The following is a 25,513-nucleotide window of genomic DNA, read 5'->3' on the forward strand; positions in this document are numbered from 1 at the left end:
CACACGACAAATCCAGAACCGGATTCCAGGAACCCATCTTTCTGACCACGCAATCACATTGCACACACTGCGTCACACAGCAACAACGTGGCCAACAACTACTTCAATCCTTGCTGGCCAGCGCATTTTTATGCGCAATAGCTGCCTTGGCAAACGAGATAAACAAAGGGTGGCCATCCCGCGGCGTGGATTTGAATTCCGGGTGGTATTGCACGCCTAGGTACCATGGATGTACGTCACGCGGCAATTCCATGATTTCACACAAATCTTCTGTCGGTGTACGGGCAGAAACGATCAGGCCGGCAGCCTCTACGCGACCAAGGTAATGGTTATTTGCTTCATAACGATGACGATGACGCTCGGTCACGACATTGCCATAGATTTCTGAGGCCAGTGTACCGGGGCGAATAGCGCAGGTTTGCGCACCCAGGCGCATAGTGCCACCCAGATCAGAATTTTCGTCGCGTGTTTCCACTTTACCGTCATGGTTTTGCCACTCATTGATCAGGGCCACCACAGGCTGTTCGGTTTCCGCATCAAATTCGGTGGAATTTGCCACGCTCAGACCGGCCTTGTTACGTGCATATTCAATCAATGCGACCTGCATACCCAGGCAGATGCCCAAGTAAGGGATCTTGCTTTCACGGGCATAACGGGCTGCCATGATCTTGCCTTCGACACCGCGCTTGCCGAAACCACCCGGCACCAGGATGGCATCGTATTTTTCCAGCGACTTGGTACCATGGGCTTCAATTTCTTCAGAATCCACGTACTCGATATTCACCCGGCTTTCGGTATGGATACCGGCATGGCGCAAGGCTTCTGTGAGGGATTTATAGGATTCTGTCAGGTCTACATATTTGCCGACCATACCGATAGTGACTTCTTCTTTCGGGTTTTCCAGCGCATAGATCAACTTGTCCCACATGGTCAGGTCGGCTGGTTTTGGTGACAGGCCCAATTTATCGCAGACGATTTTATCCAGGCCCTGATCATGCAACATCTGTGGAATCTTATAGATGGTGTCAGCATCCCATACAGAAATCACGGCCTCTTCAGGCACATTGGCAAACAGCGAGATTTTGGCACGCTCATCATCCGGGATAGGACGGTCAGCACGACACAGCAAGGCATCCGGGAAGATACCGATTTCGCGCAGTTTTTGTACGCTGTGCTGGGTAGGTTTGGTTTTCAGTTCACCGGCAGCGGCAACATAGGGGACCAGTGTCAGATGAACGAAGGCCGCTGCATTGCGACCGGCACGCAGACTCAATTGACGTGCTGCTTCCAGGAAAGGCAGGGATTCGATATCGCCAACAGTACCACCGATTTCAACCAGAGCAACATCTGCACCGGCAGCGCCACGATGGATGAATTCCTGGATTTCATTGGTGATGTGCGGGATGACCTGCACAGTCTTGCCCAGGTATTCGCCACGGCGTTCTTTGCGGATAACGGATTCATAAATCTGGCCAGTAGTGAAATTATTCACCTTTTTCATTTTGGCCGTAATGAAGCGCTCATAGTGACCCAGATCCAGATCAGTTTCGGCACCATCGTCGGTAACGAATACTTCGCCGTGCTGGAAAGGGCTCATGGTACCTGGATCAACGTTGATATACGGATCCAGTTTAAGCATAGTGACTTTGAGGCCGCGCGATTCGAGAATCGCAGCGAGAGAGGCAGCGGCAATGCCTTTGCCCAATGAGGAGACTACGCCCCCCGTAACGAATACAAACTTAGTCATTGCAGAAGGTGCCGAACGGCACAAGCGGGAAATTCGAATTATACATCACTAAGCCGTGAATGCGCGAATTCCCGCCAGCAAATCAAGGGAAAACAGGATGCCTGCTTTTACATGGCATAAAAGAATTGCAGTCTGGCAAAATTTTGTGCGCCCTGTCCATTACTTAATTCCCGGATTTCATTACTGCGACGGATGATGGAGGCAGAAAGCCCATATTGGTCATTACGCCACAGATAACCAATTTCCACTTCCCCCACCATGGTTTTGGGGCTGACTGCGTTCGCCTGTTTGTTGAAATAGCCACCCTGTATGCTGGCGTTATAGGCAACTGCCTTCACTTCTGTACGCAGGAAACCATAATTCGCCGCCTGCTCGGGCAAGGTATTCAGGCTACCGGCACGGAATAACAATTCGGCACCGGCATCGGTAAATATATTGCCGAAATGGCCTTTGAAACGAGGTGCCACATCAACGCCACTAAAAGGCAGCAAGCGCCCTGGTGAAAATTCACCGGTCAATACCATCCCCCATTCATTCCTGACCTGGGTACTCCAGCCTTGTGGCAAGGGTTGATTGATGAGACGGTGCAAATGCGTCTGTGACCATTCGCCGCCAGCGCAAGGGCCCAGGCAACCCAGGTCCAGGCCCAGTTTCAGGCTTTTGCCGGTCGCTTCGCTTTTTTCGCGGAACATGCCTGCATATAGCCAGCCAGCATAGGGATGGTCTATTTTTGCAATCTGGCGTGGCAAGAGTTTGATGTCCGAAGCAGTATACAAATCCTGCCCAAAGCGCCAGCCATACGTCAGCGACTGCAAGGCATCTGCCTGTGTAGTCGTCTGTCCTATGCGATTGCCGCTGGTATAGAAACCGTCATCTTTTTTTAGCAACAGGCTGTCATTGTCGATATCAAGCTGCAAGACGGTCTTGCCAGTTTGCCTGACCTGCTTGAATTCATCCCAGGATGGCATGCCAGCATCGGCCAGTACCGGACGGGCCAACAATGCGGCCAACAGCAACGAGAACTTGGCAATGCCAGCGATATGCGGTGAATAGCTCATGAATAAGAAAACCTTAGAAAAACTGCACAGGGGTGCAAAAACTAGTCGAATCAGGGCCGCTCACAAACCCGGCTTACTTTAAATGAAAGCCGGTAATCATGGAATGCACGGCCGCAGCCGTAGCTGCCGGCACTTCCAGCGGGATCAAATGCCCGCCTTCTATTAATACGTAATTATCACCCATTAATTTTTTGGTCGCTACCGGCCCTGCCTGACGGCATTCTATGGATTCGGTGCCACCGACAAAACCTATGGGCATGGTGGGTGGTCGACGCAACAGGCGCCCCAAACCATGTGGCAAGCTACGATAGATGGCAGTTTCAACTTCCCGCGTAAAACGCAGGGTGACGCCTTCAGGATGGGGTTTCAAGCCTGCCCGCATATAGTCACGCAAGACCTGGGGTGGCCAGATGGCAAACATTTCCTTGGAAGCGAAATGCTGATAGGCCTCTTCTTCATTCTTCCAGATATGACGGCGTTTTTCTGAAAAACGGGCGGGCGAAAACTTCCTGTCCAGCCCCAATATTTTAAACGAACGCAAGAGCATGGCACGCCAGCCCGCCAACACTGGCGAATCCAGCACCACTACACAACGCACCAGATCAGGCCTGGCGCGTGCCGCCATCAGTGACAAAATCCCGCCCAGAGAATGACCGACCAAAATAACAGGCTGCGAATACGACTGCTGCAAGGTGTCGATCAGTTCCTGCACCAGATGCTTCCAGCCATCCCTGACGGGATAAGCAGGGTTATGTCCTACCATATCGGTCGCATGCACATCATAATGACTGCGCAAATGGTCCAGGAACATGTTGTAGGTACCTGAAGGGAAGCTATTGCCGTGGACAAAATGAAGCAAGGGTTTTAGGGTAAGTTCGCTCATAACTGCAAGTCATTACCGGTCAAACCAGTAACGCGCATTTTCCTGTCTGAATTGTGAAGTCGTCAATGATGCGCCAAATTGTAATGTGATTGCACCTGATTCGTCGCTTCTTAGACGTTTTATTCCAAAATCAGCATAGCGCGCATACACCTCTGTCTTGGGATGATGGTAGCGGTTCAGGTACCCGACCTGGAAAACCGCAAGTGCCGGATGCACCGCTTGCGGGAATGCCGGTATTAAAAGGTTGTTGTCATATCGTACATGTTCAAATTCGGTTATTCTTGTGCTTTGGAAGATCAGGCCCACCAAGTGAAATCAGCCATAGTTTTGCATTTCCCATCTTAATGGGTCTGAGATTAATGCAAAGATAGGCAAACAACGGTACATAAAAATGGACATCGAAACCTCTAGTGCAATTAAACTATTTTTCCCCAATCCATCTTTGGCACTTGTCTATTTTGAAGCTATCGCAAATGCCTTGGATGCAGGTGCTACTGAAATCGAAATAATCGTCTCAATCCAAGCCTTTACAGCGTCCGAGACACTAAACATTACGATTAAAGATAATGGACGAGGTTTTACAGACGAGAGCTTCGAGAGATTTAAGACATTGCTGAAGCCAAAAGATGGCTTTCACAAAGGGATTGGCAGGCTAGTTTTTCTGAATTATTTCGAAAGTGTCGCAATTACTAGTGAATGGGGAAATTATCGAAGAACTTTCATATTCAAAGAGAAATTCGATGGCAGGTCAGAAATTAAAAAACTAAATAGCCCACTCAATAAGAATAATACCAATTTAGTTTTCAAGAATTTCATCAAAGACAAGGTCAAATCCTATGACGATTTGAGGCCAGGAAGCCTCAAAGAAAAAATAATATCCCACTTCCTGTTGACGTTAAATCTCTTACGCGACAGAAATTTGGATTTCAAGATCAGCATTAAGCTCGACACTCAAGAAAGCAATTCTCAAAAGGAATTCTTCTCAAGCAATGTCACCATTTCATCCAGCGATCTCCCAATAATGGAGCACAAACGAATCTTGGATGAAACCGTTGATGCGCATTCACATATTGACATGTATTTTTACGTAAAATCTGATACTTCGTCCGCAGCGCATCTGCAAACGGCTTTAAGTATCGATGGCAGAACAATTACAATAAACCTCTTGGAGTCATCATCGATCCCTTATGGAAACTCTGCTGTCTTTATTTTTTCATCGGAGCTCTTTGAAGCGAGCGCGGACACATCAAGGCAAAAACTTATTCTGTCTGAAGGAATTTCAGAAAGTGCGCTTAACTCAACTTTGCGCCGCGAAATTGGATTAATCTTAGCAGAGAGAATCCCAGAAATTTATAAGAAAAATGAAATCACAGAGAAGAAATTTGAAAAACAATTTCCTCATCTGTTAGGTTATTTTGAACGCTCCTCAATTGGCTTAATTAATAGTGAAGATGCATTAAACACCGCACAACAGAAATTCTTCAAAGTCCAGAAGGAGATTTTGCAGTGTGAAAATATGACCGATTTGATTTATGAAAAGTCTTTGGAAGCATCCGCACGGACATTAACAGAATATATCCTCTATCGCGAAAAAATTATCGCAAAAATGAAGGCGATGACCTCAGACAACACCGAAGATGAAATACATAATCTAATTGTTCCTCGGTGGGAAAATTTTCATCAAGATTCCATTGTCAACGACATATATCAAAACAATGCTTGGCTACTCGACGACAAATTCATGACATTTCGCACAATATTGAGCGAAGCGCGCATGGGAGAAGTAATTGCTGCCATTAGCCTGGGTGATGAAAAAGTCTCTGGTGAAAATGGCCGACCCGATATCGCGATGATATTCTCATCTGACCCAAAAAACTCTACACCTGTTGACGTAGTAGTTATCGAAATCAAAAAGAAAACCGATGATGAAAAAGAAAACCAGTATGCAATTAATCAGCTTTTAGAGCGCGCCCATAAGCTTGCCGAACACTGTCCCAATATACAACGAATTTGGTACTATGCGATTCTACAAATTAGTGATTCGTTCGCAAGAAGTTTGAGACAACAAAAATGGGCAACCCTCTTTTCTAAGGGGAAAGTCTATTATCAGGAATTTCCTACGGAACGGTCCAACGGGACGATAGTACCAACTCCAATCTTTGCAATGTCATTCGATGCAATAGTTTCTGATGCGCAATCTCGGAATCATACTTTTTTGGAAATTCTACGATCAGCGATGAAACAAGAATCTTATCGCCTGACTGACATGACGACAAAGTAAGTGCTCTAACATTACCTTTTTAAATTCGGTAGTTATTAATCAGAAAAATAAAATGAAATCCTCTCAAGAAAATATTGCAATAAAGACATCTTTTTTATTTTGGATTTCTCCAACATTTAAAATTGCAGAATTAACTAAAAACAAATTCAGAAAAAATGGCGACTCTGAGGAAAAGTTGGCAACTATCATTACCAGATATAACCTATTATATCTTTCGGTCACATTAGCTTTCGCTTTTGTAATAGGCATTGTTCTGTACCCGGGTTTTCTCGATGTAGCACAAGCAATTATAATAAAGAAAATTTTCCTGTATATCGTTGGTCCACTTATTTTTTCTCGCGCTGCAGAAATTTTTATCGCCTTTCTTCGCGATGCGGTTTCTAAAATGGACGGAAATAAGTCGTCAACCAATCTAACCTATGGTAAACGGCTTGAGCTTGCGTTGAAAAGTTACGTAGAACTCTTAGTTGGATTTGGTCTTCTTTACTACATTCTTCCTGATTGTTTTTTTAAGGGTGGCGAAGGAAACTTCCAATTTCAGTCGATTATCGAAGCCATATATTTCAGTGGCGCAACCATGACAACTTTAGGGTATGGAGATATCAGCCCAAAACACTGGGTCACACAGATACTTGTTATTTTTCAGCTTTTCTGTGGTATGACGCTGGCCCTTGTATCGTTTACAGTATATACAAGCTTGGGGTTGGCCACGAACAAGAACCAGTGCGACGAAGGATAACAATTCATGACCACATACATGAACCACTAATAAGGAGCATTAATTGCCTACTAGAGAGAAAATAATAATTGAAATCTCGACCCAAAAAGAGGATTTCCATGCTGCTGATTTTTCACATTTTATGTACCTATTTAGGGCCATGTATGTTGCGGCGCTCGACCAAATTTTTAGTGCCTCCTACGTATCTTCCAGCGAAATTAATTCAGGAGAAATAGATCTTATTGTTGCACGAATAGAATCTAAATATAAACATGGCATTAGCCGACCCGATCTTGCCAATCTAGCACTCAAGGAACTGCCACCCGAACATGATCTCGACATCGCCGACATTCATCGCAGAAATCCCATAGATATAACATTTGTTGCGGTGCCGCTTGCAATATTTGTTGTAGCAGTTATCGCGACAGGAGCATGGACACTTTCCGGCGGCAATCTCAAATTTCCGGGTTTAGAAACTTCAATTAAAAATATTCGTAAAAAATTGAATCTACCCGTGAGGCGGTAACACTCGTTGTCAGGACAAGTCTGAGCTACTGCAAGCTAGGCATTTTCCAATGCATACTTGGCAGCGGTGATCCTTAATGAAGTAATATCAATTAGCGAGCGATTTAGAAATACTTATTTACCAAATGAGGAAAAATTCAATCTAGCTTAGGCTAAATTTTTTCTAAATAAAAAGTCACCCCATTCACATATCTGCAAGTCATTACCGGTCAAACCAGTAACGCGCATTTTCCTGTCTGAATTGTGAAGTCGTCAATGATGCGCCAAATTGTAATGTGATTGCACCTGATTCGTCGCTTCTTAGACGTTTTATTCCAAAATCAGCATAGCGCGCATACACCTCTGTCTTGGGATGATGGTAGCGGTTCAGGTAACCGACCTGGAAAACCGCAAGTGCCGGATGCACGGCGCGTAAAAATGCCGGTGTGGATGAAGTGCCGCTGCCATGATGCGGTGCCAGCAAGACATCGGCGGGCAGTTTTTGTGGAATCATGTTGACCAGTTCATCTTCCTGAATTGCCTCAATATCGCCTGGCAACAGCATGGAATACCGGGCCGTCGATACCCGCAACACACAACTGCGTGCGTTCGGCTTCCATTTGTTGCTGTCATAACTGGCAGACACAGGTTGCAGTATTTCAAAGTGCACACCATCCCAATCCCATTGTTGCCCTGCTTCACAACGCTGATGTTTGCTGGCTGCCTGAACGATGGGGCTATCCAGATGCAATGAACTTCTTACCACATCCACCGGCAATTGCTTAAGTATAGTGAGTGCGCCGCCGGAATGATCGCTGTCATTGTGCGACACCATCATGCCATCCAGCTTATTGATGCCACGTGCATGCAGATACGGCAAAATCACCCTGCTGCCACTGTCCGATTCGGGCGAATACGTGGGGCCGGTATCGTAGAGCAGGCGATGCTGCGAGGTTTCCAGCAACAGCGCCATGCCCTGCCCAATATCCAGCGCAGTCACTTGCAATTCCCCTTCAGCCGGTGTTGCCGGTGTCTGAAAAAACAGTGGCAGACAACACAGCACACCCAGCCAGCGCATGGGCCAACCCCTGGGTGCCAGCAACCAGACTGCACCCAGCATGGCCAGGCAAAACATCCAGAATGACGGTAAAGGCGCATTCCACACCGCCAGCGGATAAGCACTCAGATAAGTCAGCAAGCGGGCCAACAGATCAACAAAAACATGGGCAAGTCGCAATAGCCAGGCTGACAGAGGAGCAGGCATGACACTGCCCAACAGCGCCAATGGTGTCACAATAAAACTGACCAGCGGTATCGCAATCGCATTTGCCAGTGGACTGATCAATGAAATTTGCCCAAACAAGAGCATGGTCAGGGGAACCAGGCCAACCGTCACGGCGTATTGCGTCAGGCCCGCTGTCCGCAATACATCCGGCAGCGTTTCAAACAAGGTCTTACGTAGGGCAGTGGTATCTTGCTCAGCCTGCTTTTGATGCAGATAACCATCACTGGCAAACACGATCATGGCTACAGCAGAAAAAGATAACCAGAAGCCTGGTGACAATACCGCCCAGGGATCAAGCACAACCACACTCCCCAGCGCCAGACAGAGTATCGAAGAAAACTGGCTTATCCGCCCATGCCAGACCGCCAGCGCCACCACGATCAGCATGAACATGGTTCTTTGCGCTGGCACCCCAAACCCGGCCAGCGCAACATAGAGCAGCGCCATGGCAGCACCCGCCAGCGCCGCTGCTTTTTGCGCCGGCAGGCGCAAGGGTAAAGGTGTGGCCATGCTGAAGAAAAAAGAATGTCGCCACAAGTAATAAATCAATGTGGCAAACAGGCCGGCGACCATGGTGATATGCAGGCCGGAGATACTGATCAGATGACCGATACCGGCACGATTAAATACGGTCCAGTCGGATTGGGGAATTTCCCGTTGATCTCCCACCACCAATGCCACCAGCACCCCCGCATACGGATGGTCTGGCAGTGCGGCATGAATACGGTCACGCAAACGGGCTCGCCACAACTCGATCACATTCCCCACACTCCAGACAAAGGCGTCGAGCCGCCGGTTTTTCACAACCTGGGTTTCTGGCCGGACCGTGCCAGTGGCGCGCAGTCTTTGCTCTAATAACCAGGCTTCGTAGTCAAAACCGTAAGGGTTGGCATTGCCGTGCGGGCGCTTCAGCCGCACCCGCAATTGCCAGCGTTCGCCCGGCTGGATATCTGCCGCCTTTCCTGCGGCATTGCTATCGGCATCCTGACCATCGCTATCAGCATTGTGATCAACACCGTGACCTACACTTTGAGCTGCACTTTGACCTGTATTTTGACCTGCACTGCGGTCCATGCCGCGTTCACTGCCATACCAGGACAAAGTCAGTTTGGAAGGCCAGTCTTTGTGATCCGCCATACCGTCGGTAATGACCTGCTCAACAGCAAAATTAAAACGTACGCCCTGCTCAAAACGAAATGGCAAACTATCTACCGTACCAATCAGCACGATGTCTTTGTTTTCCCATTCTACGGGCAAAGATTCACTCAGATATACTTGGGCAAAACCGCTGGCCCAGACAAAGCCAAGCACGACAGCCAGACTGGTGCGTGCGGGTAAACGCAGGCGTTCGGAAGACGAAAATCGGTATGACAGCATGCAGGCGCAAGTCGATACGCCAGCGACTATCAGCAGTGAGGTCCAACTCAATAAACGCGCCTGTTGCTGCAATAAGGCGACGCCGACTACCAGGCCCAACATCACCGCCCGCACGATTTATGCCCTTTGCATGCGAGGCAAGATATCCAGCGCATTGGCACTGGTGGCAGCCGCCAGTTGCGCCTTGTCCATCTGACGCAATTCTGCCAGCACGTTGCCTATCTGCGGCAATTGGGATGGACTGTTGGCACCGGCAGTCAGCCAATGGGGTGGGATATCTGGCGCGTCGGTTTCCAGGACTATGCTCTCCAGCGGTAGTTCGCTTGCCAGACGCCGTATTTGCAAGGCACGGGTGAAGGTCATGGCACCGCCGAAGCCCAGCTTGAATCCCAGGGCGATAAATGCCTCTGCCTGTTGCTGGCTGCCGTTGAAGGCATGGGCTATCCCGCCACGGACTTTGATACGACGCAAGTGCTTGAGTATGATGTCTTGCGAACGGCGTACATGCAGCAAGACCGGCAAATCAAAATCGCGGGCAATTTTAAGTTGCTCAACATAGAAATATTCCTGTTTTTCCCGCAGCGGACTTTCGGTCAGGGCAGGCACAAAATAATCCAGGCCGATTTCACCTATGGCGACCAGTTTTTGGTCGGCATCTTCGCCAGCCATCAGACTATCGACTTTTTGACGCAAGAGCAGCAAGTCTTCTTCTTTGGACGTGGGAACATACATGGGATGTATGCCCAGCGCATAAAAACAGTCACTACGCTGCTGGCCAAGCTGTATCACCGTCTCGAAATTGCTTTTATGCACGGCTGGCACCACGATGCCTGTCACACCAGCCTGGGCAGCCTGTTCGGCCACCTGTAGCGAGGTGCCGCCAAATTCAGCGGCGTCGAGGTGACAGTGTGTATCTATCCACATAAAATCAGTCAGGGTTGGTTTAAAAATGAAACTGCCAATCTTCCCCTGCGATTATGAAGCAGATTGCCAGAATCCTTCAGTTTTTTGTATTTCCCTGCGTCAGAACATCGCGCCTGCTCTGTTTTGAGCGCAAATCAAACACGATCAAACCGGCTGCTGCCGCTGCCAGCAAATGTTTGAGGCTATGACCGCTGACGATGTGCAAGGCACGTAGTATTTCAGCGTCCAGCAGCTCAGTCACTTTTGCAACTACGTACAGCAGCATGGCACAACCAAACAGTAACCTGGTCTGGCGTACGCTGCCCCATATGGCCTGCCATACGGGTATCAGTATCAGACTCAAGAGCTGTAGCAGCAAATAAGGGCGCAAATCACCCGAGTGCTGCCACCACAATACAGAGGCAAAACCGGCGAACAAGAGCACTGTCAGTTCGGTCAAAGCACGCCTGGCATCCATGCCGGGCAGATTGTCGGCCCGCACTCCCGCCAGCAGGCTGCAACAAGCCAGTGCTATCGGCAGACGGTCCCAAAACAGGCGGGCATCGTCCGGGGCCAGATGATAATAGCTTGACCCTATGGTCGTTGCCAGCAAAGCCAGCACAAACACGCAAAGGGCAGGAAAAGCCCTGTCTGCACCACCTTGCCTGAATTGTTCAATCAGCACCACCACACCGGCTAGCGCTACCAGGGCAAAACCGATATTCGACAAGACATCTATGGCATGCGAGATGCCCATCCATGCCGATTGATCAGCAAAATCATGATAATGCGCGAATTGCAAAATGGGCCCGTGTACCAGCATGGCGACTACCGCGAGCGCGATAATTGCCCAGGGCAAGGCAGTTGTCAATTGAGATGGACGTAAGGTATGCGATGCATGCACGGTATGAACTGTACGAACTGCAGGGGTTTCCATTTATTTCACCTGTTCTTCAGTAGCAAAGCAGCTAGCTTGCCCAGAAGGATAGAAAAATGAAACTCCTTATCGAAAAGTAGCGAACCATACTGACAAAAGTATTATTTTCTGCCACCATTCATTCTCTTATCGAGATAACGACGATCATGACTGAAATCCGGCAAATTCTGAACAGCATCAAATTCCAGCTTAAACAGCAAGGCAAGACCTACCGGGATGTTGCACTGGCGCTGGATTTATCCGAAGCCAGTATCAAACGGCTGCTCAGTGTCGAGAATGGCGCCTCTATGAGCGTAGAGCGGCTGGCGCAGTTGTGTCATTTCCTGGGTTTCAGCCTGATGGAAATCACGCAGGAAGCCAATGCCAGCAATGCGCGCATCCATACACTGAGCGTGGCGCAGGAAAAAGAACTGGTGTCTGACAGCAAACTCTTACTGGTCGCGGTATGTGCCATCAACCACTGGCAATTTGAAGATATCTTGCGGGTGTATCAGATCAGTGAAACCGAATGTCTGAGCAAGCTGCTGAGGCTGGACAAGCTACAACTGATCAGCGTATTACCGGGCAACCGCATACGATTGAATGTCGCCCGTGACTTTGACTGGCTGGTCCACGGCCCCATACGTGAATATTTTCGCGAAAGTGGTATGCCGGATTTTCTGAAAGCCGCATTCCATCAGGAAAATGAATCCATGTATTTCCTGCATGGCATGCTGACTGAACCGGCAATGCAGAAATTTCATGCCGAATTGCGCCAGTTGAAACAGAGTTTTGCAGAGCTGCATACAGAAAGCCTGGCCAGCCCCTTGAAGAAAAGGTGTGGCACTGGCCTGCTCATGGCAATGCGGGAATGGGAACCTGCCAGTTTTACGGCTTTGCGCAAGAAGCATTGACAGGATTTCACTAATGCCCGTCGATAGTTGCGGGTTTAGGCAGGCTGACTGAAGCCGGGATGACGATATCATCACGCAGGCGCAAGAATTTAAAGCCAAGCAGTTTTCTTGGATTGGCAAGCTTACTGGTCCTGGTGCGCTCATGAGTGCGGTTGATGAAGGCATCAAAACTTTCTTCCCTGACTTGCGGCTCGGCAGAGTTCAGGAAATTTCTCTTGCCGTCGGCATCAATCACCACCAGGCCGACATGGGTGACAGACTGATAGCCGTCCTTGTCAGACACAACGTTGACGAAATCACCATTCTGCAACTGCGACAATACGGCATTCACCTGAGCCGTTTTGACATAAGCTTCGCGGCTGTTCTGTACCGGGATATTAGTGACTGTATGGTGCTGTTCCTTGAGGAACTTTGCCCTGTCCACAATGATGTCAAAGCTACTGGCCGCGCCAGGCAACAGATTGCCAGAGACATCCTTGAGCAGCCAGGCATTATTGATATTCCAGTCTACTTCGGTGTAATGATTGCGGGTCGCTACACCGATCTGACCATCCTTGTATCGTATGCGCTGCAATATCCAGAAAAACTCTTCCCATGAACGGCTTAATGCCATGGCATAGGTATGTTCAACAAATACCAGGCAATCGCTATGCGTCAGGCTATACATGGGTAAAGTGTCATGCAGCTCGAAAGGAAATTCACCCAGCAAATTCAGGCGATAAGGCTGGCCGATATTTTTCCTGGCGATGATGGCTATTCTCTGACGCAGGTCTGGCACGCTGGCATGCAGAAAAGCCAGGTACTTATCAAGCTCTTGCGGCGTCATCTGGTGGATTTTTTTTGCCGGGAAAGGATCAATTTCCAGCTTGCCAGCAGCTGATGGGACAGCGACTCTATCCTGCGCCTGCGATGGCGCGGCGAAGAATAGCGCGGCTACCGCCAATGACAGTGGTGAAAATAAGCGAGAAAACATAGGCAGGTAAAAGGAAATGAGTTCTACTCAGACTTATACCATAGGAAAAGGTTCCAATAAAAATAAACGCATCGCCACCTGTGTGACCATGCATTTCCTGCCTTCGCCCATGATCGACTAATGATACTGAAATAGGACTTACGCAAAATCGTCCCAGCAAGGCGCAGCGACGAAGACAGTACTTTAGTACGGCAAGGAGCTGCAACGCAGCTGGGGCGGTTTTGCGTAAGTCCTATGAAATTCAGATCAATGCATGCCTGGCGACCAGCACGCCATCTATATCCGCATAAATCCAGTCGCCCGGATGAATCGCGACACCGGCGATATTGATCAGCAAGTTTTTCATCCCACCACCGTGTTTGGCGCTGCGCAAAGGCATGGATGCCATCGCCCGCACACCGATGTTGCACTGGTTGATTTCATCGACATCGCGGATACAGCCATGCACAATGATGCCCGACCAGCCATTTTTTTCACCCAGTGCAGCCAGGTTGCCACCCACCAAAGCACAACGGAAGCTGCCACCACCATCAATCACCAGGACCTGGCCGTTTCCCGGTGTCTCCAGCGTAGACCTGACCAGTACGTTGTCTTCAAAGACTTTCAGTGTCACGGCCTGTCCACTGAATTTGCTGGTTTTACCAAAACGCATGAAGATGGGTGGCACCACAGACAACTCATTGGTGGCGATCTTGCCCTCATTGGCATCACAGATATCACAGGTCGCAAAGCTCATGATTTTTCCTCAGTTGAACTTGGTTAGGATGAGGTCTTATTCTAACCAGCAACGCTCAAACTGCCAATGCACGCGTCTTGGTTCCGACATTGACGGCCGTCAATATTGCTAACACCTGGAACACGCCTATGCAGACAAAAATCCAGGAAGGATGATGCGCATCCATGATGGCACCAAAAATCAGCGGCGCCACAGCCAGACCGGAATCCAGGCCCGAATAGACAACGCCATACACACGGCCAGTCGCATTCTTGGGTGCGGCTGCCCGTATCAGCAAATCACGTGAGGGACCAGCAACGCCCGATCCAAAACCTATCGCTGCCATCAACACGATGGCTATCGGCACATTCACCACGCCACTGGCCAATATCAGGGAAAATATTCCGGCGAAGCTAAAGGCCAGGGTGATCGTCCTGTCATGTTGCGATGTTTTTGCTACCAGAAAGCCGCCCCACAGCATGCCGGCAGCAGACGCCAGCATATACCCGGTGTAGGCAGTGGTCGCTTCACTCAATTTCATGCCATACATATCGCGCAGACCGGAAGAAGAAAAACTTTGTATGCCCCCTAATGCCATCGCGGTCATGAAGAAAAATCCAAAACACATCCATACAGCCGGTATGCGCAAGAAATCCGTGCTGCCACCTGCCGTTTTCACGCCCGAAGTGTGTGCATTGTGGTGATGTACTGGCTCGGTATGCAATAAATCACGATAGACAAACAGAATCGCCAACACGGCAAACGGCAGAAAAGCGGCACAAAACAGTGCAGTGCGCCAGCTCGTCAAGCCAGCGATGGTTACCAGAAACACCGGTGCAGTCGCCCAGCCCAGATTGCCCGATATGCCATGCACAGAAAACGCATAACCCAGACGCGCCGTGGAAACCTTCTTGTTCAACAAGGTGTAATCCGACGGATGAAAAACGGCATTACCAACACCAGCCAGCATGGAGCCAGCCAGCAGCATCGCGTAATTTTGTGCAGACGACAATACCAGCGCAGCAAAGCCCAGACAGCTAATACCAAAGAACAAGACCGCCCTCGCCCCCAGTTTGTCGACAATAAAACCCGACAAGGCCTGACCGATGCCGGAAATGACAAAAAACACCGTCATCAACAGACCCAACTCGGCATAACTCAGGCTGAACGCATCCTTAATCCAGGGGAACAAGGGTGCCAGTATCATATGGAAAAAATGCGAAATACCATGTGCCAGCCCCACCAGACTGATCACCATGGCGTCCTGTCTGAGATTCACCGGTGGGCTTACTGCTGTAGTCATACCAAGTCCTTTCGCTATTGAATTGGCGCATATTGGCGCATGACAGCGCCCGACCTGATGAGTGTATGCAAAATCACTCAGTCTGATTTAAGATAGATAGACAAACTTTGTCGAAATTACGACAACTCAACAACAATAATTAATTGACAATACCCGTGACAATATCCGTGACAATCTCAGTATGGCAATAGAAATCCTGACCGACACCCGCCCGCAATCAGCGGACAAAAGCCCCACCCCGCAACGGCCGGTGCGCCTGGCGGCGCGCGACCTGCCGACTGAAGAAGTGATACGCACACATCATCACCAATGGGGGCAACTGACCTACACGCCGCAAGGCATGATGCAGATCCTGGCCAACGACAATACCTGGTTCGTGCCGCCATTACGGGCTATCTGGATACCGGCGGGGGTAGAGCATGAAGTCAGGATTATCGAACCATCGCAATTGCGCCTGCTGTATTTTCATGCTGACCATCTACCTTTCAAAGGCGACAATTGCCTGGTACTGGAGGTATCACCATTACTACGCGAACTGATCGCCGGTATGGAGCAGATCGATCACGCTGGCCCACGTGAAAATCATCTTGCTGCCGTCATCACGGATGAATTGCAGGCAGCCAAGCACCTGCCCATACGCCTGCCCATGCCGCGTGACAAACGCCTGAAAAGCCTGTGTGAAATATTGCTGGCCGACCCGGCATCCGGCCTGACACTGGAAGATTATGCAAGCCAGGTAGGCGCATCATCACGCACGCTGTCACGCCTGTTTGAGCAGCAACTGGATATGTCCTTCACCGCCTGGCGCCAGCAAATGCGCTTATCAAAAGCATCACCATTGATCACCAGCGGCCTGCCCTTGTCGCAAGTGGCGGCTGAACTGGGCTATGCCAGCCAGTCAGCTTTCTCTGCCATGTTCAAGAAAACATTTGGCGAATCACCGAGCAGTTTTTTTCGTCAAAAATAAAAAAAGGGCAACGTTTGCACGCTGCCCCAACTTGCTTCCTACATCCCTATAGACCAGCAACTGGTCTCAAAGTTCAATTTTTCTATTCAATCAAACACTGGCTTTGGTGAACACCAGTCCATGTTCTTTGGCGTCAATGGCAATCACATCCTTGGGTCCAAACTGGCCTTGCAATATCATTTTCGACAAGGGGTTTTCAATTTCCTGCTGAATGGCGCGTTTTAATGGCCTTGCGCCGTACACCGGATCAAAACCAGCCTCGGCGATCTTGTGCAAAGCGGCGTCGCTGACCTGCAAGCCCATGTCCATCTGATGCAGACGCTGTTCCAGCGTTTTCAACTGTATCTTGGCGATTGCACCGATGTTTTTGGCATCCAGTGCATGGAACACCACGATCTCGTCTATACGGTTGATGAACTCGGGGCGGAAATGAGTTTTCACTTCACCCATGACAGCCATCTTGATCACTTCGGGATCACTGCCCTCCATCGCCTGTATCTGATGCGAGCCAAGATTCGACGTCATGACGATCACGGTGTTTTTAAAATCCACGGTGCGCCCCTGCCCATCGGTCATGCGGCCATCATCCAGCACCTGCAGCAAGACATTGAAGACATCGTGATGGGCTTTTTCCACCTCGTCCAGCAAAATCACGCTATAAGGCTTGCGACGTACTGCCTCGGTCAGATAACCACCTTCTTCATAGCCGACATAGCCCGGTGGCGCACCGATCAGGCGGGCGACCGAATGTTTTTCCATGAATTCACTCATGTCGATGCGGATCATTGATTCTTCCGTATCAAACATAAAACTCGCCAGCGCCTTGCACAGCTCGGTTTTACCAACACCAGTTGGCCCCAGGAATAGGAAGGAACCATACGGACGACCCGGGTCGCCCAGACCTGCACGCGAACGGCGAATCGCATCGGATACAGCAACAATCGCTTCATGCTGACCGACCACGCGCTGATGCAATGCGTCTTCCATTTGCAAGAGTTTTTCACGCTCGCCCTGCATCATGCGCGATACCGGAATACCGGTGGCGCGCGAGACGATTTCGGCAATTTCTTCGGCACCGACCTGGGTGCGCAACAATTTCATCTTGCCATGGTCTTGCTGGTTTTTATCTGCCTGGGTATCGGCCTGTTTCAGTTGTGCTTCCAGTTCAGGCAAGCGGCCATACTGCAACTCGGACATGGTTTGCCAGTCACCCTTGCGCCTTGCATCATCCATTTGCAGGCGAATTTTTTCTATCTCTTCCTTGATATGGGTGCTGCCCTGCACGCTGGCTTTTTCTGCCTTCCAGACTTCTTCCAGATCGGCATATTCACGGGCCAGTTTGTCGATTTCTTCTTCGATCAGCACCAGACGTTTTTTCGAGCCTGCATCCTTCTCGCGTTTGACAGCTTCCTTTTCTATCTTTAACTGTATCAGGCGACGGTCCAGCTTATCCATGACTTCCGGTTTGGAGTCGATTTCTATCTTGATCTTGGCAGCGGCCTCATCAATCAGGTCAATCGCCTTGTCTGGCAAGAAGCGGTCGGTGATATAACGGTGCGACAACTCTGCCGCCGCGACGATGGCCGGGTCAGTAATGTCGACCCCATGATGGACTTCATATTTTTCCTGCAGACCACGCAAAATCGCTATCGTCGCTTCGACGCTGGGTTCATCCACGATGATTTTCTGGAAGCGACGTTCCAGTGCGGCATCTTTTTCTATGTACTTTCGGTATTCATCCAGAGTGGTGGCGCCTACGCAATGCAATTCACCCCGCGCCAGTGCGGGTTTCAGCATATTGCCGGCATCCATCGCGCCCTCGGCTTTGCCAGCACCAACCATGGTGTGTAATTCATCGATAAAGACGATGGTCTGGCCTTCATCCATGGCGATTTCTTTCAGCACGGCTTTCAGGCGTTCTTCAAATTCACCACGGTATTTGGCACCCGCCAGCAAAGCTGCCATATCCAGCGACAAGACGCGTTTGGATTTCAGACTGTCGGGTACTTCACCATTGACGATACGCTGCGCCAGGCCTTCGACGATGGCGGTTTTACCGACGCCAGGCTCACCAATCAGCACCGGATTGTTCTTGCTGCGACGCTGCAAGACCTGGATGGCACGACGGATTTCATCATCACGCCCGATCACAGGGTCAAGCTTGCCCAGACGGGCGCGTTCGGTCAGGTCGAGGGTATATTTTTTCAGGGCTTCACGCTGGCCTTCAGCATCCTGGCTATCTACATTGCCACCACCGCGCACGGCAGCAATTGCCTGTTCCAGCGCTTTGCGCGTCAGGCCGTTTTCCCGCGCCAGCTTGCCGGCTTCCGATTTATCGTCTGTCAGGGCCAGCAAGATCATTTCGCTGGCCAGGAACTGGTCGCCGCGCTTCTGGGATTCTTTATCCGCCAGGTTCAGCAAGCCCACCAGTTCACGCCCTGCCTGTACCTGGCCGTCCGTGCCAGACACCTTGGGCAATCTGTCCAGGGCCGATTTCAAGGCATTACCAAGCGCAGTCACATTCACACCTGCCCTTTGCAGCAGCGAACGGCTACTGCCATCATCCTGGTTAATTAATGCCAACAATACGTGCACAGGCTCTATGTATTGGTTATCATTGCCAACTGCCTGGCTTTGCGCGTCGGCGAGGGCTTCCTGCAATTTAGTGGTTAATTTGTCGAGCCGCATGACTCACTCCTGAAGAATTATTTAGTTTCTCAATTTGGGGCAGCAAAGCCAATTTCAAGAATATTAAAAAAACAGATGCACGCTTGTTTGCTTTACATCAAAAGAAAGACATGGATTTACAACAATTACAAATAAGTTACCTGCCAGTTCAGGACAGACTACTGGTCAAGTTTTCCTTTGCCGAGAAATCAGCCAGCGCCAGGCAAGAGATTCACCTGCTGTTTACCCGTCGGCTGACCATGCAATTCTGGCCGACGCTGCTGGAAGCCATGGCCAAACAGGTAAAACTGGGCAAGCCAGCGGCTGCCCATGCCAGTGCAGAAATGGTACAGATGGAACATGAAGCTTCTGTCGCCCAGATGAAGGATGGCGGCAATTTTGATGCCCCTTTCCCCAGCAAGGTCGAAAGCTGGCCCTTGGGCGAACAGGCTTTACTGCCGGACGATATCCAGTTTCACGTGCATGCCACCGCCGCCTTCCGTATGGAATTCATTGTCGCTGATGGTAAAAACTTTGAAGTGGCGATGGGACGCCGCCTGCTGCACGGCTTTTGCAAGCTGTTTCAGGATGCGGTAGAAAAAGCCGATTGGGGATTTACGCTGGAAATGCTGGGCGGCAGCAGTACATCCGAAGATGCACCGCCGCGCCTGCTTAATTGATACCCTCGTGATACTTATTGATGCTTATTGATGAACTGAGGCTTACTCAAACCTGCCGCTTTGCCGGAATTGCTCGGTAGCGCGCACCAGCGCTTCCGCGATCCCTGGTTCTGACCCGGAATGCCCGGCATCTGCAATCATTTGCAGGCTGGCTTCCGGCCAGGCCTGATGCAGGCGATACGCACTGACTGGTGGACAGACGACGTCATAACGGCCCTGCACGATCACTGCCGGCAGGTGGCGTATGCGCTCAATGTCCTGTATCAGTTGATCTTCACGCATGAAAGCCGCATGGAGCATGTAATGCGCTTCGAGCCGACCCAAGCCTATACAGATGGCATCTGATTCAAAGTCGGCTATGGTGTCGGGCTGCGGTTTAAGGAAAATACAAGAGCCTTCATAACGACTCCAGTTACGGGCAGCCTCGATATAGACCGCCGGATCATCCGAAAACAGGCGCTTCGTATACGCTGTCAGCAAATCGTGGCGTTCTTCTGCCGGTACTGCTTCAGCAAAACGCTGATGCACTTCGGGGAAGAAGAATTTCATGCCATTCACAAACCATTCCACTTCAGCCTTGGTGCACAGGAATATACCCCTCAGTACAAAGCCCAGGCAACGTTCAGGATGTGCCTCACCATAGGCCAATGCCAGTGTCGAACCCCAGGAACCGCCAAAGACCAGCCATTGTTCTATACCCAGCATGACGCGGATTTTCTCTATGTCATTGACCAGCAAGGGCGTTGTATTGTCACGGTATTCTCCCAGTGGCAGGGATTTGCCAGCGCCACGCTGATCAAACAACACGATGCGGTAGTGGACAGGGTCAAAAAACCGCCGGTGAGTGGGCGAAGTGCCTGCACCGGGGCCGCCATGCAAGAACAGCACCGGCTGCCCTTGCGGATTACCGCTTTCCTCCCAATACAGGGTATGGGTGTCATCCACCTTCAGCATGCCACTGCGGTTTGCCTCGATGGCTGGGAATAAGGGAAAAGTATCAGCAGTCATAGATGAATGATATAAATTTGTCCAAAAGTAAGATGATTAGGACTTACGCAAAACCGCCACAGCTGCGTTACAGCTCCCGCATTTAGCAAGATTCGGTACTATTCGTACTGTCTTCGTCGCTACGGTGTAGTTGGGGTTTCAGACAACATGTTGTCTGCCAACGTAACGAACCTCCCTTGCAAGGGAGGTTTCCGAAAGCGATAGCCTTGCTGGGACACTTTTGCGTAAGGCTTAATGATTATACTCAGAATGTCAAGAATGAGCATGTTGACATCAATTTGCTATTTTTTACACAGTTTGCGATGATATTTCTTTTTTACGCCTATTCGTCATGCCCCTGACCGACGCCCATACAGACCTGAATGACCCGGATGCCCCGGTGCGCATCAAGCTGCCGCATCTGAAAAACTATTGGTCACGCATGATGGCCGCGCGTCGCGGAGAAAAAATCGACCACCACACTGATTTTCACACCGACCGGCTGATGCTGCATACCCTGGGTGTCGGCCTGGAACAGGTTACGCAATTCATCCTGAATGAAGCACCTGATTTCGCCCAATTTGAAGCCTGGCTCATCCACACTGCAGGCATGCCTTCGGCAGACAAGGTGGCGCGCATCAATGCCCTCACCCAGCAAACGGCGCAAGCTGCCAGCGTATTGGCATGGCAAGCAACACTGGCCAGCATGCCGGACGTGCTGTCCGAAGATGATTTGCACCATTGGGATGAACAGGGTTTTGTCATACTGCGGGAAGCCGTGCCTGCGCACGATAGTGCAGCGGCAGCACAAGTGATCTGGGATACATTGAACGCGAGGGAAGATGATGTTGAATCCTGGTATCACGGTAAACATGCAAACATCATGGTGCAACTATTCCAGTCCCAGGCATTCGATGCCAACCGCCGCTCGCCGCGTATTCATAAAGCCTTTGCACAATTGTGGCAAACCACAGATTTATGGGTCAGCACCGACCGTTGCGGCTTCAATGTCCCGGAAAGGCCGGGGCACAGATTTCGTGGGCCAGACCTGCACTGGGATACGAGCCTGCATCAACCCATTCCATTTGCCACGCAAGGAATTTTATATTTGACGGATACGCCACCCGAACAAGGTGCACTGACGCTGGTACCCGGCTTTCATCGCAGGCTGGATGCCTGGCTGTCCAGTCTGCCGGCTGACGCCGATCCGCGTGAACAGGACTTGCATGCGCTGGGTTCCACGTCGGTAGGTGGCAAGGCCGGCGATATGGTGATATGGAATCAGTTACTACCGCATGGCAGTCGCCCCAATCGGGGGGCCAAACCCCGCATCGTGCAGTACATCAATATGCTCCCCAGCACCTTGCCGATTCAACAGACCTGGCGTTGAACAATAGGAATAGTAAGCAATACTAAGCAAACAACGCCCGATAAGTGGCAAAACCGGCAAAGCAGCAAACAATGGAACCGATCAGGTGTGCACCGCTATGCATGAGGGCCCAGCCATAGTCGCCGCGATGCAGCAAGCTCATGGCTTCGGCTGAAAACGTGGAGAAAGTGGTCAATCCCCCCAGGAAACCCGTCACCAGAAACAAACGCCATTCAGGTGACAACTGTGGATAGGCAGAAAAAAAAGCCACGCAAAAGCCGATGACGTAACCACCACCGAGATTGGCGATCAGCGTGCCCAATGGCAATAAGGGATAGGTGGTATTCAGCCACAAACCCAACACCCAGCGCAGCCAGGCCCCGAAAGCGGCACCCAGGCCCACTGCTAATGTACCCAGCCAGGTCATGCCTTGCCTCCGGCATCCGTGTCCATGTCCGTTCCTTGTGTCCATTTTTGTAAAGCCTGATCATCGGTTTCCCTGGCATCTACCCAGCGCGCACCTGCCGGCGTCTGCTCTTTTTTCCAGAACGGTGCCTGGGTTTTAAGGTAATCCATGATGAATTCGCAAGCCGCAAAAGCCTCGCCACGGTGGCGCGACGCCACGATCACCAGCACTATCTGGTCCAGCGGCATGAGTGCCCCCACTCTGTGAATGACCAGTACATCCATCAATTGCCAGCGTTGCTGCGCCTGCTGCACGATCTGTTCCAGCGATTTCTCCGTCATGCCGGGATAGTGTTCAAGTTCCATGGCCTGAACGGACTGCCCCTCATTCATATCGCGCACGACGCCGACAAAGCTGACCAGGGCACCAATGGCCGGTTTGCCCTGACGCATTAGTGCCATCTCTGCATTCAGATCAAAGTCTGCAGTCTGTACCCGTACTGTCATCGGTCAGCCCCCGGTCACAGGTGGAAAGAAAGCGACCTCTGCCCTTTCACTAATGCGCTTGTCAGGCTCACACATTTGCTGGTTGAAGGCCATGCGCAAGGCACGGTCAGGTGCCAGCACGTCTGCCCAGACATCACCACGCTGTATCAGCCATTGCCTGACATCGCCCACGGTCTGCACCTCTGGCGGCACCTCGACCTCTTGTGAAGACAAACCCAGTTTTTCGCGCACGCTGGCAAAAAATCGTAATTGAATATGCATAATCAATCTGAAAAAAGCTTAGCCCATCAGGCTACTGAAAGGAATGAATTTGACCACATCACCGGCATGAATACTTTGACCTGGTGCAAGGTCAATCAAACCGTCACCCCAGACTGTCGAAGTCAACACGGCAGAACCCTGGTTGGCAAATAACTCCAGGCCCCCTTCGGCATTCATGCGAGCACGCAGGAATTCATTGCGGCGGTCTGGTTTCAACCAGTCGAAATCGGCACGCACAGAATACGACTGTGGGCTAACTTTTTGCACGCCCTGCATACGCAGCAGGAAGGGACGCACGAATAACAAAAAGGTCACGAAACTGGATACCGGATTACCAGGCAAGCCAATAAAGAATGCCTTGCCCACTGCGCCAAAAGCCAGCGGTTTGCCAGGTTTGAGGGCAATCTGCCACATATCCAGGCGGCCTTCTGCTTCAACAGCTGGCCTGACATGATCTTCTTCCCCGACCGATACACCGCCAGAAGTGATGATGACATCATGTTCCTGGCTGGCCAAACGCAGTGTGGAGCGAGTGGCATCCAGTTTGTCCGGTACGATGCCATAGTCGGTGACATCGCAACCCAGGTCTTGCAATAAGGCTGTCAGGGTAAAACGGTTGGAGTTATAAATCACCCCTGGTTTCAAGACATCGCCCGGCATGGCCAGTTCATCACCGGTAAAAAATACCGCAACCCTGGGTCGGCGCAACACAGGCAACTGCGCCAGCCCTACCGAAGCTGCCAGGCCCAGTTCCTGCGCCCTTAACCTGGTGCCGGCAGCCAGGATAGTCGCGCCTGTAGCAATATCTTCGCCCTGCCTGCGTATCCATTCGCCAACCCTGGGCTGGTGCCTGATGGTCACAAAATCACCGTCAGCGACACATTGCTCTTGCATGATGACTGCATCAGCACCTGCAGGGATAATGGCACCGGTAAATATGCGTGCAGCAGTACCCGCTTCCAGCGCTTCGCCGATATAACCGGCGGGAATGCGCTGGCTGACGCGCAGGCGTGTTTCGGCATCCACACAATCAGCGGCACGCACGGCATAGCCATCCATCTGGGTATTATCCAGCGGCGGCACATTCAACAGGGAAGTCTGGCTCTGCGCCAGCAGCCGGCCATTGGCGGCCAAGGTAGCGACTGTTTCCACATCCTGTATGGGACGGACAGCAGACAATAAAAATTCCAGCGCCTCAGCCACAGTGAGCATAGGTTTTGACATGAAGTATTCCCGGATTGAGCAAATTGTTAATTGTTAATTGCTATTAGGCGATATTGTAGCCTGTATGTTCCTATCCGGTGACTGCTGCCGGCATTCACAAAATGCTGCGTCAGGCAAATAACTATTTCACAAGAGAATGCCACGCCAGGACAGACATATCTGCAAGGTGTTAACAAAACAAAACCCCCGGCACTACATGAAGTGCCGGGGGTGAATATATGTTTTTTATCAACTATACATCAAGGGCCATGACCAGACTCAGGGGGCCAGTGCCAATTGCCCGTTCTGGAAAGTGACCCTGATCCTGTCACCCATGCGGTAATAATTATTCGGTTCCACCAGCACGGTGCGCTGCTCGCCATTTTGCAGGCGTACTGTCAGTTCCATCTTGTTTTTGGGTGTGGACGAACGTTCCATTTCATTGCCAACCAGGCCACCGGCAATCGCACCGCCTATGGTTGCCAGATCACGCCCATTGCCCTTGCCAACCTGATGCCCAAGAACACCGCCTATCAGCGCACCAACTGCCGCACCAGCACCGGACGAACCACCGCTGCCGACATTGACTTCACGTATGCCAACGATAAGGGCCGTATCCACATACGCATTCTGATTCGGATAAGGCGTCTGATTCTGCCCATATGCTGGATACTGGGTCGGATGTTGCTGGTACTGGGTGGGGTACTGGGTCGGATATTGACCCTGTGTATTGGCAGGATAACGCTGCACCGCACATCCTGCCATCGAGCAAATGAGTGCAATGGAGGTCAGGATAGTAAGCTTGCGCATGATGTACTCCGAAAAAGGTAATGTACTCAATCAACGCGACAGGCAATAGTTTGTTGACGCGACAGGCGTAAAAACAAAGC

At 50.7% G+C, this 25,513-nt stretch carries 24 protein-coding genes; 7 read left to right on the plus strand and 17 right to left on the minus strand.

Annotated elements, in window-relative coordinates; all coding sequences use genetic code 11:
• Positions 1–103: 103 nt before the first annotated feature.
• The 4 genes from ACO0LM_RS08420 to ACO0LM_RS08435 form a co-directional block, all read right to left on the minus strand.
• Positions 104–1,747, minus strand: coding sequence for a CTP synthase (locus ACO0LM_RS08420; RefSeq protein ID WP_423036057.1), 1,644 nt, complete (start codon positions 1,745–1,747; stop codon positions 104–106).
• Between the two features lie 107 nt (positions 1,748–1,854).
• The gene (locus tag ACO0LM_RS08425; protein ID WP_423036059.1) at positions 1,855–2,805 is read right to left on the minus strand and encodes a lipid A-modifier LpxR family protein; all 951 of its coding nucleotides are present in this window, start codon (positions 2,803–2,805) and stop codon (positions 1,855–1,857) included.
• A gap of 73 nt (positions 2,806–2,878) precedes the next feature.
• Positions 2,879–3,688: an alpha/beta fold hydrolase gene (locus ACO0LM_RS08430; protein ID WP_423036061.1), complete on the minus strand. Its 810-nt coding sequence runs from the start codon at positions 3,686–3,688 to the stop codon at positions 2,879–2,881.
• Positions 3,689–3,700: 12 nt separating this feature from the next.
• Entirely contained in the window at positions 3,701–3,997 is a 297-nt protein-coding gene (locus tag ACO0LM_RS08435; protein WP_423036063.1) for a hypothetical protein, read from the minus strand.
• A gap of 82 nt (positions 3,998–4,079) precedes the next feature.
• On the opposite strand from ACO0LM_RS08435, the gene ACO0LM_RS08440 reads away from it, so the two are divergent.
• The 3 genes from ACO0LM_RS08440 to ACO0LM_RS08450 are packed head-to-tail and all read left to right on the plus strand — an operon-like array spanning position 4,080 to position 7,213.
• Positions 4,080–5,969 carry an ATP-binding protein gene (locus tag ACO0LM_RS08440; protein WP_423036065.1) on the plus strand — a complete coding sequence of 630 codons (1,890 nt, stop codon included), beginning with the start codon at positions 4,080–4,082 and terminating at the stop codon, positions 5,967–5,969.
• A 52-nt stretch (positions 5,970–6,021) separates the two neighbouring features.
• Positions 6,022–6,708 carry a potassium channel family protein gene (locus ACO0LM_RS08445; protein WP_423036067.1) on the plus strand — a complete coding sequence of 229 codons (687 nt, stop codon included), beginning with the start codon at positions 6,022–6,024 and terminating at the stop codon, positions 6,706–6,708.
• 43 nt (positions 6,709–6,751) lie between these two features.
• Positions 6,752–7,213, plus strand: a complete 462-nt coding sequence (locus ACO0LM_RS08450) for a hypothetical protein (protein ID WP_423036069.1) — start codon at positions 6,752–6,754, stop codon at positions 7,211–7,213.
• 201 nt (positions 7,214–7,414) lie between these two features.
• On the opposite strand, the gene ACO0LM_RS08455 is transcribed toward ACO0LM_RS08450, so the two are convergent.
• From ACO0LM_RS08455 to ACO0LM_RS08465, 3 genes are all read right to left on the minus strand, one after another.
• Positions 7,415–9,955, minus strand: a complete 2,541-nt coding sequence (locus ACO0LM_RS08455) for a DNA internalization-related competence protein ComEC/Rec2 (protein WP_423036071.1) — start codon at positions 9,953–9,955, stop codon at positions 7,415–7,417.
• Between the two features lie 15 nt (positions 9,956–9,970).
• The gene (locus ACO0LM_RS08460) at positions 9,971–10,777 is read right to left on the minus strand and encodes a TatD family hydrolase (RefSeq protein ID WP_423036073.1); all 807 of its coding nucleotides are present in this window, start codon (positions 10,775–10,777) and stop codon (positions 9,971–9,973) included.
• Positions 10,778–10,853: 76 nt separating this feature from the next.
• Positions 10,854–11,693: a hypothetical protein gene (locus ACO0LM_RS08465; protein ID WP_423036075.1), complete on the minus strand. Its 840-nt coding sequence runs from the start codon at positions 11,691–11,693 to the stop codon at positions 10,854–10,856.
• Positions 11,694–11,839: 146 nt separating this feature from the next.
• Here ACO0LM_RS08465 and ACO0LM_RS08470 point away from each other — a divergent pair, with 146 nt between their 5' ends.
• Positions 11,840–12,586, plus strand: coding sequence for a transcriptional regulator (locus ACO0LM_RS08470; RefSeq protein WP_423036077.1), 747 nt, complete (start codon positions 11,840–11,842; stop codon positions 12,584–12,586).
• Between the two features lie 10 nt (positions 12,587–12,596).
• On the opposite strand, the gene ACO0LM_RS08475 is transcribed toward ACO0LM_RS08470, so the two are convergent.
• The 3 genes from ACO0LM_RS08475 to ACO0LM_RS08485 form a co-directional block, all read right to left on the minus strand.
• Positions 12,597–13,559 carry an N-acetylmuramoyl-L-alanine amidase-like domain-containing protein gene (locus ACO0LM_RS08475; RefSeq protein ID WP_423036079.1) on the minus strand — a complete coding sequence of 321 codons (963 nt, stop codon included), beginning with the start codon at positions 13,557–13,559 and terminating at the stop codon, positions 12,597–12,599.
• A 241-nt stretch (positions 13,560–13,800) separates the two neighbouring features.
• Positions 13,801–14,295, minus strand: a complete 495-nt coding sequence (gene rraA, locus ACO0LM_RS08480) for a ribonuclease E activity regulator RraA (RefSeq protein WP_423036081.1) — start codon at positions 14,293–14,295, stop codon at positions 13,801–13,803.
• A gap of 55 nt (positions 14,296–14,350) precedes the next feature.
• Entirely contained in the window at positions 14,351–15,577 is a 1,227-nt protein-coding gene (locus tag ACO0LM_RS08485) for an MFS transporter (protein WP_423036083.1), read from the minus strand.
• 181 nt (positions 15,578–15,758) lie between these two features.
• On the opposite strand from ACO0LM_RS08485, the gene ACO0LM_RS08490 reads away from it, so the two are divergent.
• Positions 15,759–16,544 (plus strand): AraC family transcriptional regulator, encoded by a 786-nt coding sequence (locus tag ACO0LM_RS08490; protein ID WP_423036085.1) that lies wholly within the window; start codon positions 15,759–15,761, stop codon positions 16,542–16,544.
• A 90-nt stretch (positions 16,545–16,634) separates the two neighbouring features.
• Here the strand turns inward: ACO0LM_RS08490 and clpB are convergent, their stop codons facing one another.
• On the minus strand, positions 16,635–19,232 hold the full coding sequence (gene clpB, locus ACO0LM_RS08495) for an ATP-dependent chaperone ClpB (protein WP_423036087.1): 2,598 nt from the start codon (positions 19,230–19,232) through the stop codon (positions 16,635–16,637).
• A gap of 110 nt (positions 19,233–19,342) precedes the next feature.
• Between clpB and ACO0LM_RS08500 the strand changes: the two genes are divergently transcribed.
• Entirely contained in the window at positions 19,343–19,891 is a 549-nt protein-coding gene (locus ACO0LM_RS08500; protein ID WP_423036089.1) for a hypothetical protein, read from the plus strand.
• Positions 19,892–19,933: 42 nt separating this feature from the next.
• Here ACO0LM_RS08500 and pip read toward each other — a convergent pair whose 3' ends face one another.
• A complete protein-coding gene (gene pip, locus ACO0LM_RS08505; RefSeq protein WP_423036091.1) occupies positions 19,934–20,899 on the minus strand; it encodes a prolyl aminopeptidase in 966 nt (321 codons plus the stop codon).
• Between the two features lie 331 nt (positions 20,900–21,230).
• Here pip and ACO0LM_RS08510 point away from each other — a divergent pair, with 331 nt between their 5' ends.
• A complete protein-coding gene (locus tag ACO0LM_RS08510) occupies positions 21,231–22,268 on the plus strand; it encodes a phytanoyl-CoA dioxygenase family protein (RefSeq protein WP_423036093.1) in 1,038 nt (345 codons plus the stop codon).
• Positions 22,269–22,290: 22 nt separating this feature from the next.
• On the opposite strand, the gene crcB is transcribed toward ACO0LM_RS08510, so the two are convergent.
• The 5 genes from crcB to ACO0LM_RS08535 form a co-directional block, all read right to left on the minus strand.
• Complete coding sequence (gene crcB / locus ACO0LM_RS08515) at positions 22,291–22,674, minus strand: fluoride efflux transporter CrcB (RefSeq protein ID WP_423036095.1); 384 nt, start codon at positions 22,672–22,674, stop codon at positions 22,291–22,293.
• On the minus strand, positions 22,671–23,159 hold the full coding sequence (gene moaE, locus ACO0LM_RS08520; protein ID WP_423036097.1) for a molybdopterin synthase catalytic subunit MoaE: 489 nt from the start codon (positions 23,157–23,159) through the stop codon (positions 22,671–22,673). Before moaE ends, crcB begins: the two co-directional genes overlap by 4 nt.
• Before the next feature lie 3 nt (positions 23,160–23,162).
• Positions 23,163–23,420 (minus strand): molybdopterin converting factor subunit 1, encoded by a 258-nt coding sequence (gene moaD / locus ACO0LM_RS08525; RefSeq protein ID WP_423036099.1) that lies wholly within the window; start codon positions 23,418–23,420, stop codon positions 23,163–23,165.
• A gap of 18 nt (positions 23,421–23,438) precedes the next feature.
• A complete protein-coding gene (gene glp, locus ACO0LM_RS08530; protein ID WP_423036101.1) occupies positions 23,439–24,644 on the minus strand; it encodes a gephyrin-like molybdotransferase Glp in 1,206 nt (401 codons plus the stop codon).
• Between the two features lie 258 nt (positions 24,645–24,902).
• Positions 24,903–25,433 (minus strand): glycine zipper 2TM domain-containing protein, encoded by a 531-nt coding sequence (locus ACO0LM_RS08535; protein WP_423036103.1) that lies wholly within the window; start codon positions 25,431–25,433, stop codon positions 24,903–24,905.
• Positions 25,434–25,513: the final 80 nt, after the last annotated feature.

It is taken from the genome of Undibacterium sp. Di26W, assembly GCF_049340265.1.
GTDB lineage: Bacteria > Pseudomonadota > Gammaproteobacteria > Burkholderiales > Burkholderiaceae_D > Undibacterium.

Excerpts from the sequence above, each read along its gene's own strand:
- moaD (WP_423036099.1), bottom strand. The coding sequence starts at position 23,420 with ATGCATATTCAATTACGATTTTTTGCCAGCGTGCGCGAAAAACTGGGT.
- pip (WP_423036091.1), bottom strand. The coding sequence starts at position 20,899 with ATGACTGCTGATACTTTTCCCTTATTCCCAGCCATCGAGGCAAACCGC.
- ACO0LM_RS08425 (WP_423036059.1), bottom strand. The coding sequence starts at position 2,805 with ATGAGCTATTCACCGCATATCGCTGGCATTGCCAAGTTCTCGTTGCTG.
- ACO0LM_RS08420 (WP_423036057.1), bottom strand. The coding sequence starts at position 1,747 with ATGACTAAGTTTGTATTCGTTACGGGGGGCGTAGTCTCCTCATTGGGC.
- ACO0LM_RS08510 (WP_423036093.1), top strand. The coding sequence starts at position 21,231 with ATGCCCCTGACCGACGCCCATACAGACCTGAATGACCCGGATGCCCCG.
- ACO0LM_RS08460 (WP_423036073.1), bottom strand. The coding sequence starts at position 10,777 with ATGTGGATAGATACACACTGTCACCTCGACGCCGCTGAATTTGGCGGC.
- rraA (WP_423036081.1), bottom strand. The coding sequence starts at position 14,295 with ATGAGCTTTGCGACCTGTGATATCTGTGATGCCAATGAGGGCAAGATC.
- ACO0LM_RS08535 (WP_423036103.1), bottom strand. The coding sequence starts at position 25,433 with ATGCGCAAGCTTACTATCCTGACCTCCATTGCACTCATTTGCTCGATG.
- ACO0LM_RS08485 (WP_423036083.1), bottom strand. The coding sequence starts at position 15,577 with ATGACTACAGCAGTAAGCCCACCGGTGAATCTCAGACAGGACGCCATG.
- clpB (WP_423036087.1), bottom strand. The coding sequence starts at position 19,232 with ATGCGGCTCGACAAATTAACCACTAAATTGCAGGAAGCCCTCGCCGAC.
- ACO0LM_RS08465 (WP_423036075.1), bottom strand. The coding sequence starts at position 11,693 with ATGGAAACCCCTGCAGTTCGTACAGTTCATACCGTGCATGCATCGCAT.
- ACO0LM_RS08440 (WP_423036065.1), top strand. The coding sequence starts at position 4,080 with ATGGACATCGAAACCTCTAGTGCAATTAAACTATTTTTCCCCAATCCA.
- ACO0LM_RS08470 (WP_423036077.1), top strand. The coding sequence starts at position 11,840 with ATGACTGAAATCCGGCAAATTCTGAACAGCATCAAATTCCAGCTTAAA.
- moaE (WP_423036097.1), bottom strand. The coding sequence starts at position 23,159 with ATGACAGTACGGGTACAGACTGCAGACTTTGATCTGAATGCAGAGATG.
- ACO0LM_RS08475 (WP_423036079.1), bottom strand. The coding sequence starts at position 13,559 with ATGTTTTCTCGCTTATTTTCACCACTGTCATTGGCGGTAGCCGCGCTA.
- glp (WP_423036101.1), bottom strand. The coding sequence starts at position 24,644 with ATGTCAAAACCTATGCTCACTGTGGCTGAGGCGCTGGAATTTTTATTG.
- ACO0LM_RS08430 (WP_423036061.1), bottom strand. The coding sequence starts at position 3,688 with ATGAGCGAACTTACCCTAAAACCCTTGCTTCATTTTGTCCACGGCAAT.
- crcB (WP_423036095.1), bottom strand. The coding sequence starts at position 22,674 with ATGACCTGGCTGGGTACATTAGCAGTGGGCCTGGGTGCCGCTTTCGGG.
- ACO0LM_RS08500 (WP_423036089.1), top strand. The coding sequence starts at position 19,343 with ATGGATTTACAACAATTACAAATAAGTTACCTGCCAGTTCAGGACAGA.
- ACO0LM_RS08490 (WP_423036085.1), top strand. The coding sequence starts at position 15,759 with ATGGCAATAGAAATCCTGACCGACACCCGCCCGCAATCAGCGGACAAA.
- ACO0LM_RS08455 (WP_423036071.1), bottom strand. The coding sequence starts at position 9,955 with ATGTTGGGCCTGGTAGTCGGCGTCGCCTTATTGCAGCAACAGGCGCGT.
- ACO0LM_RS08445 (WP_423036067.1), top strand. The coding sequence starts at position 6,022 with ATGAAATCCTCTCAAGAAAATATTGCAATAAAGACATCTTTTTTATTT.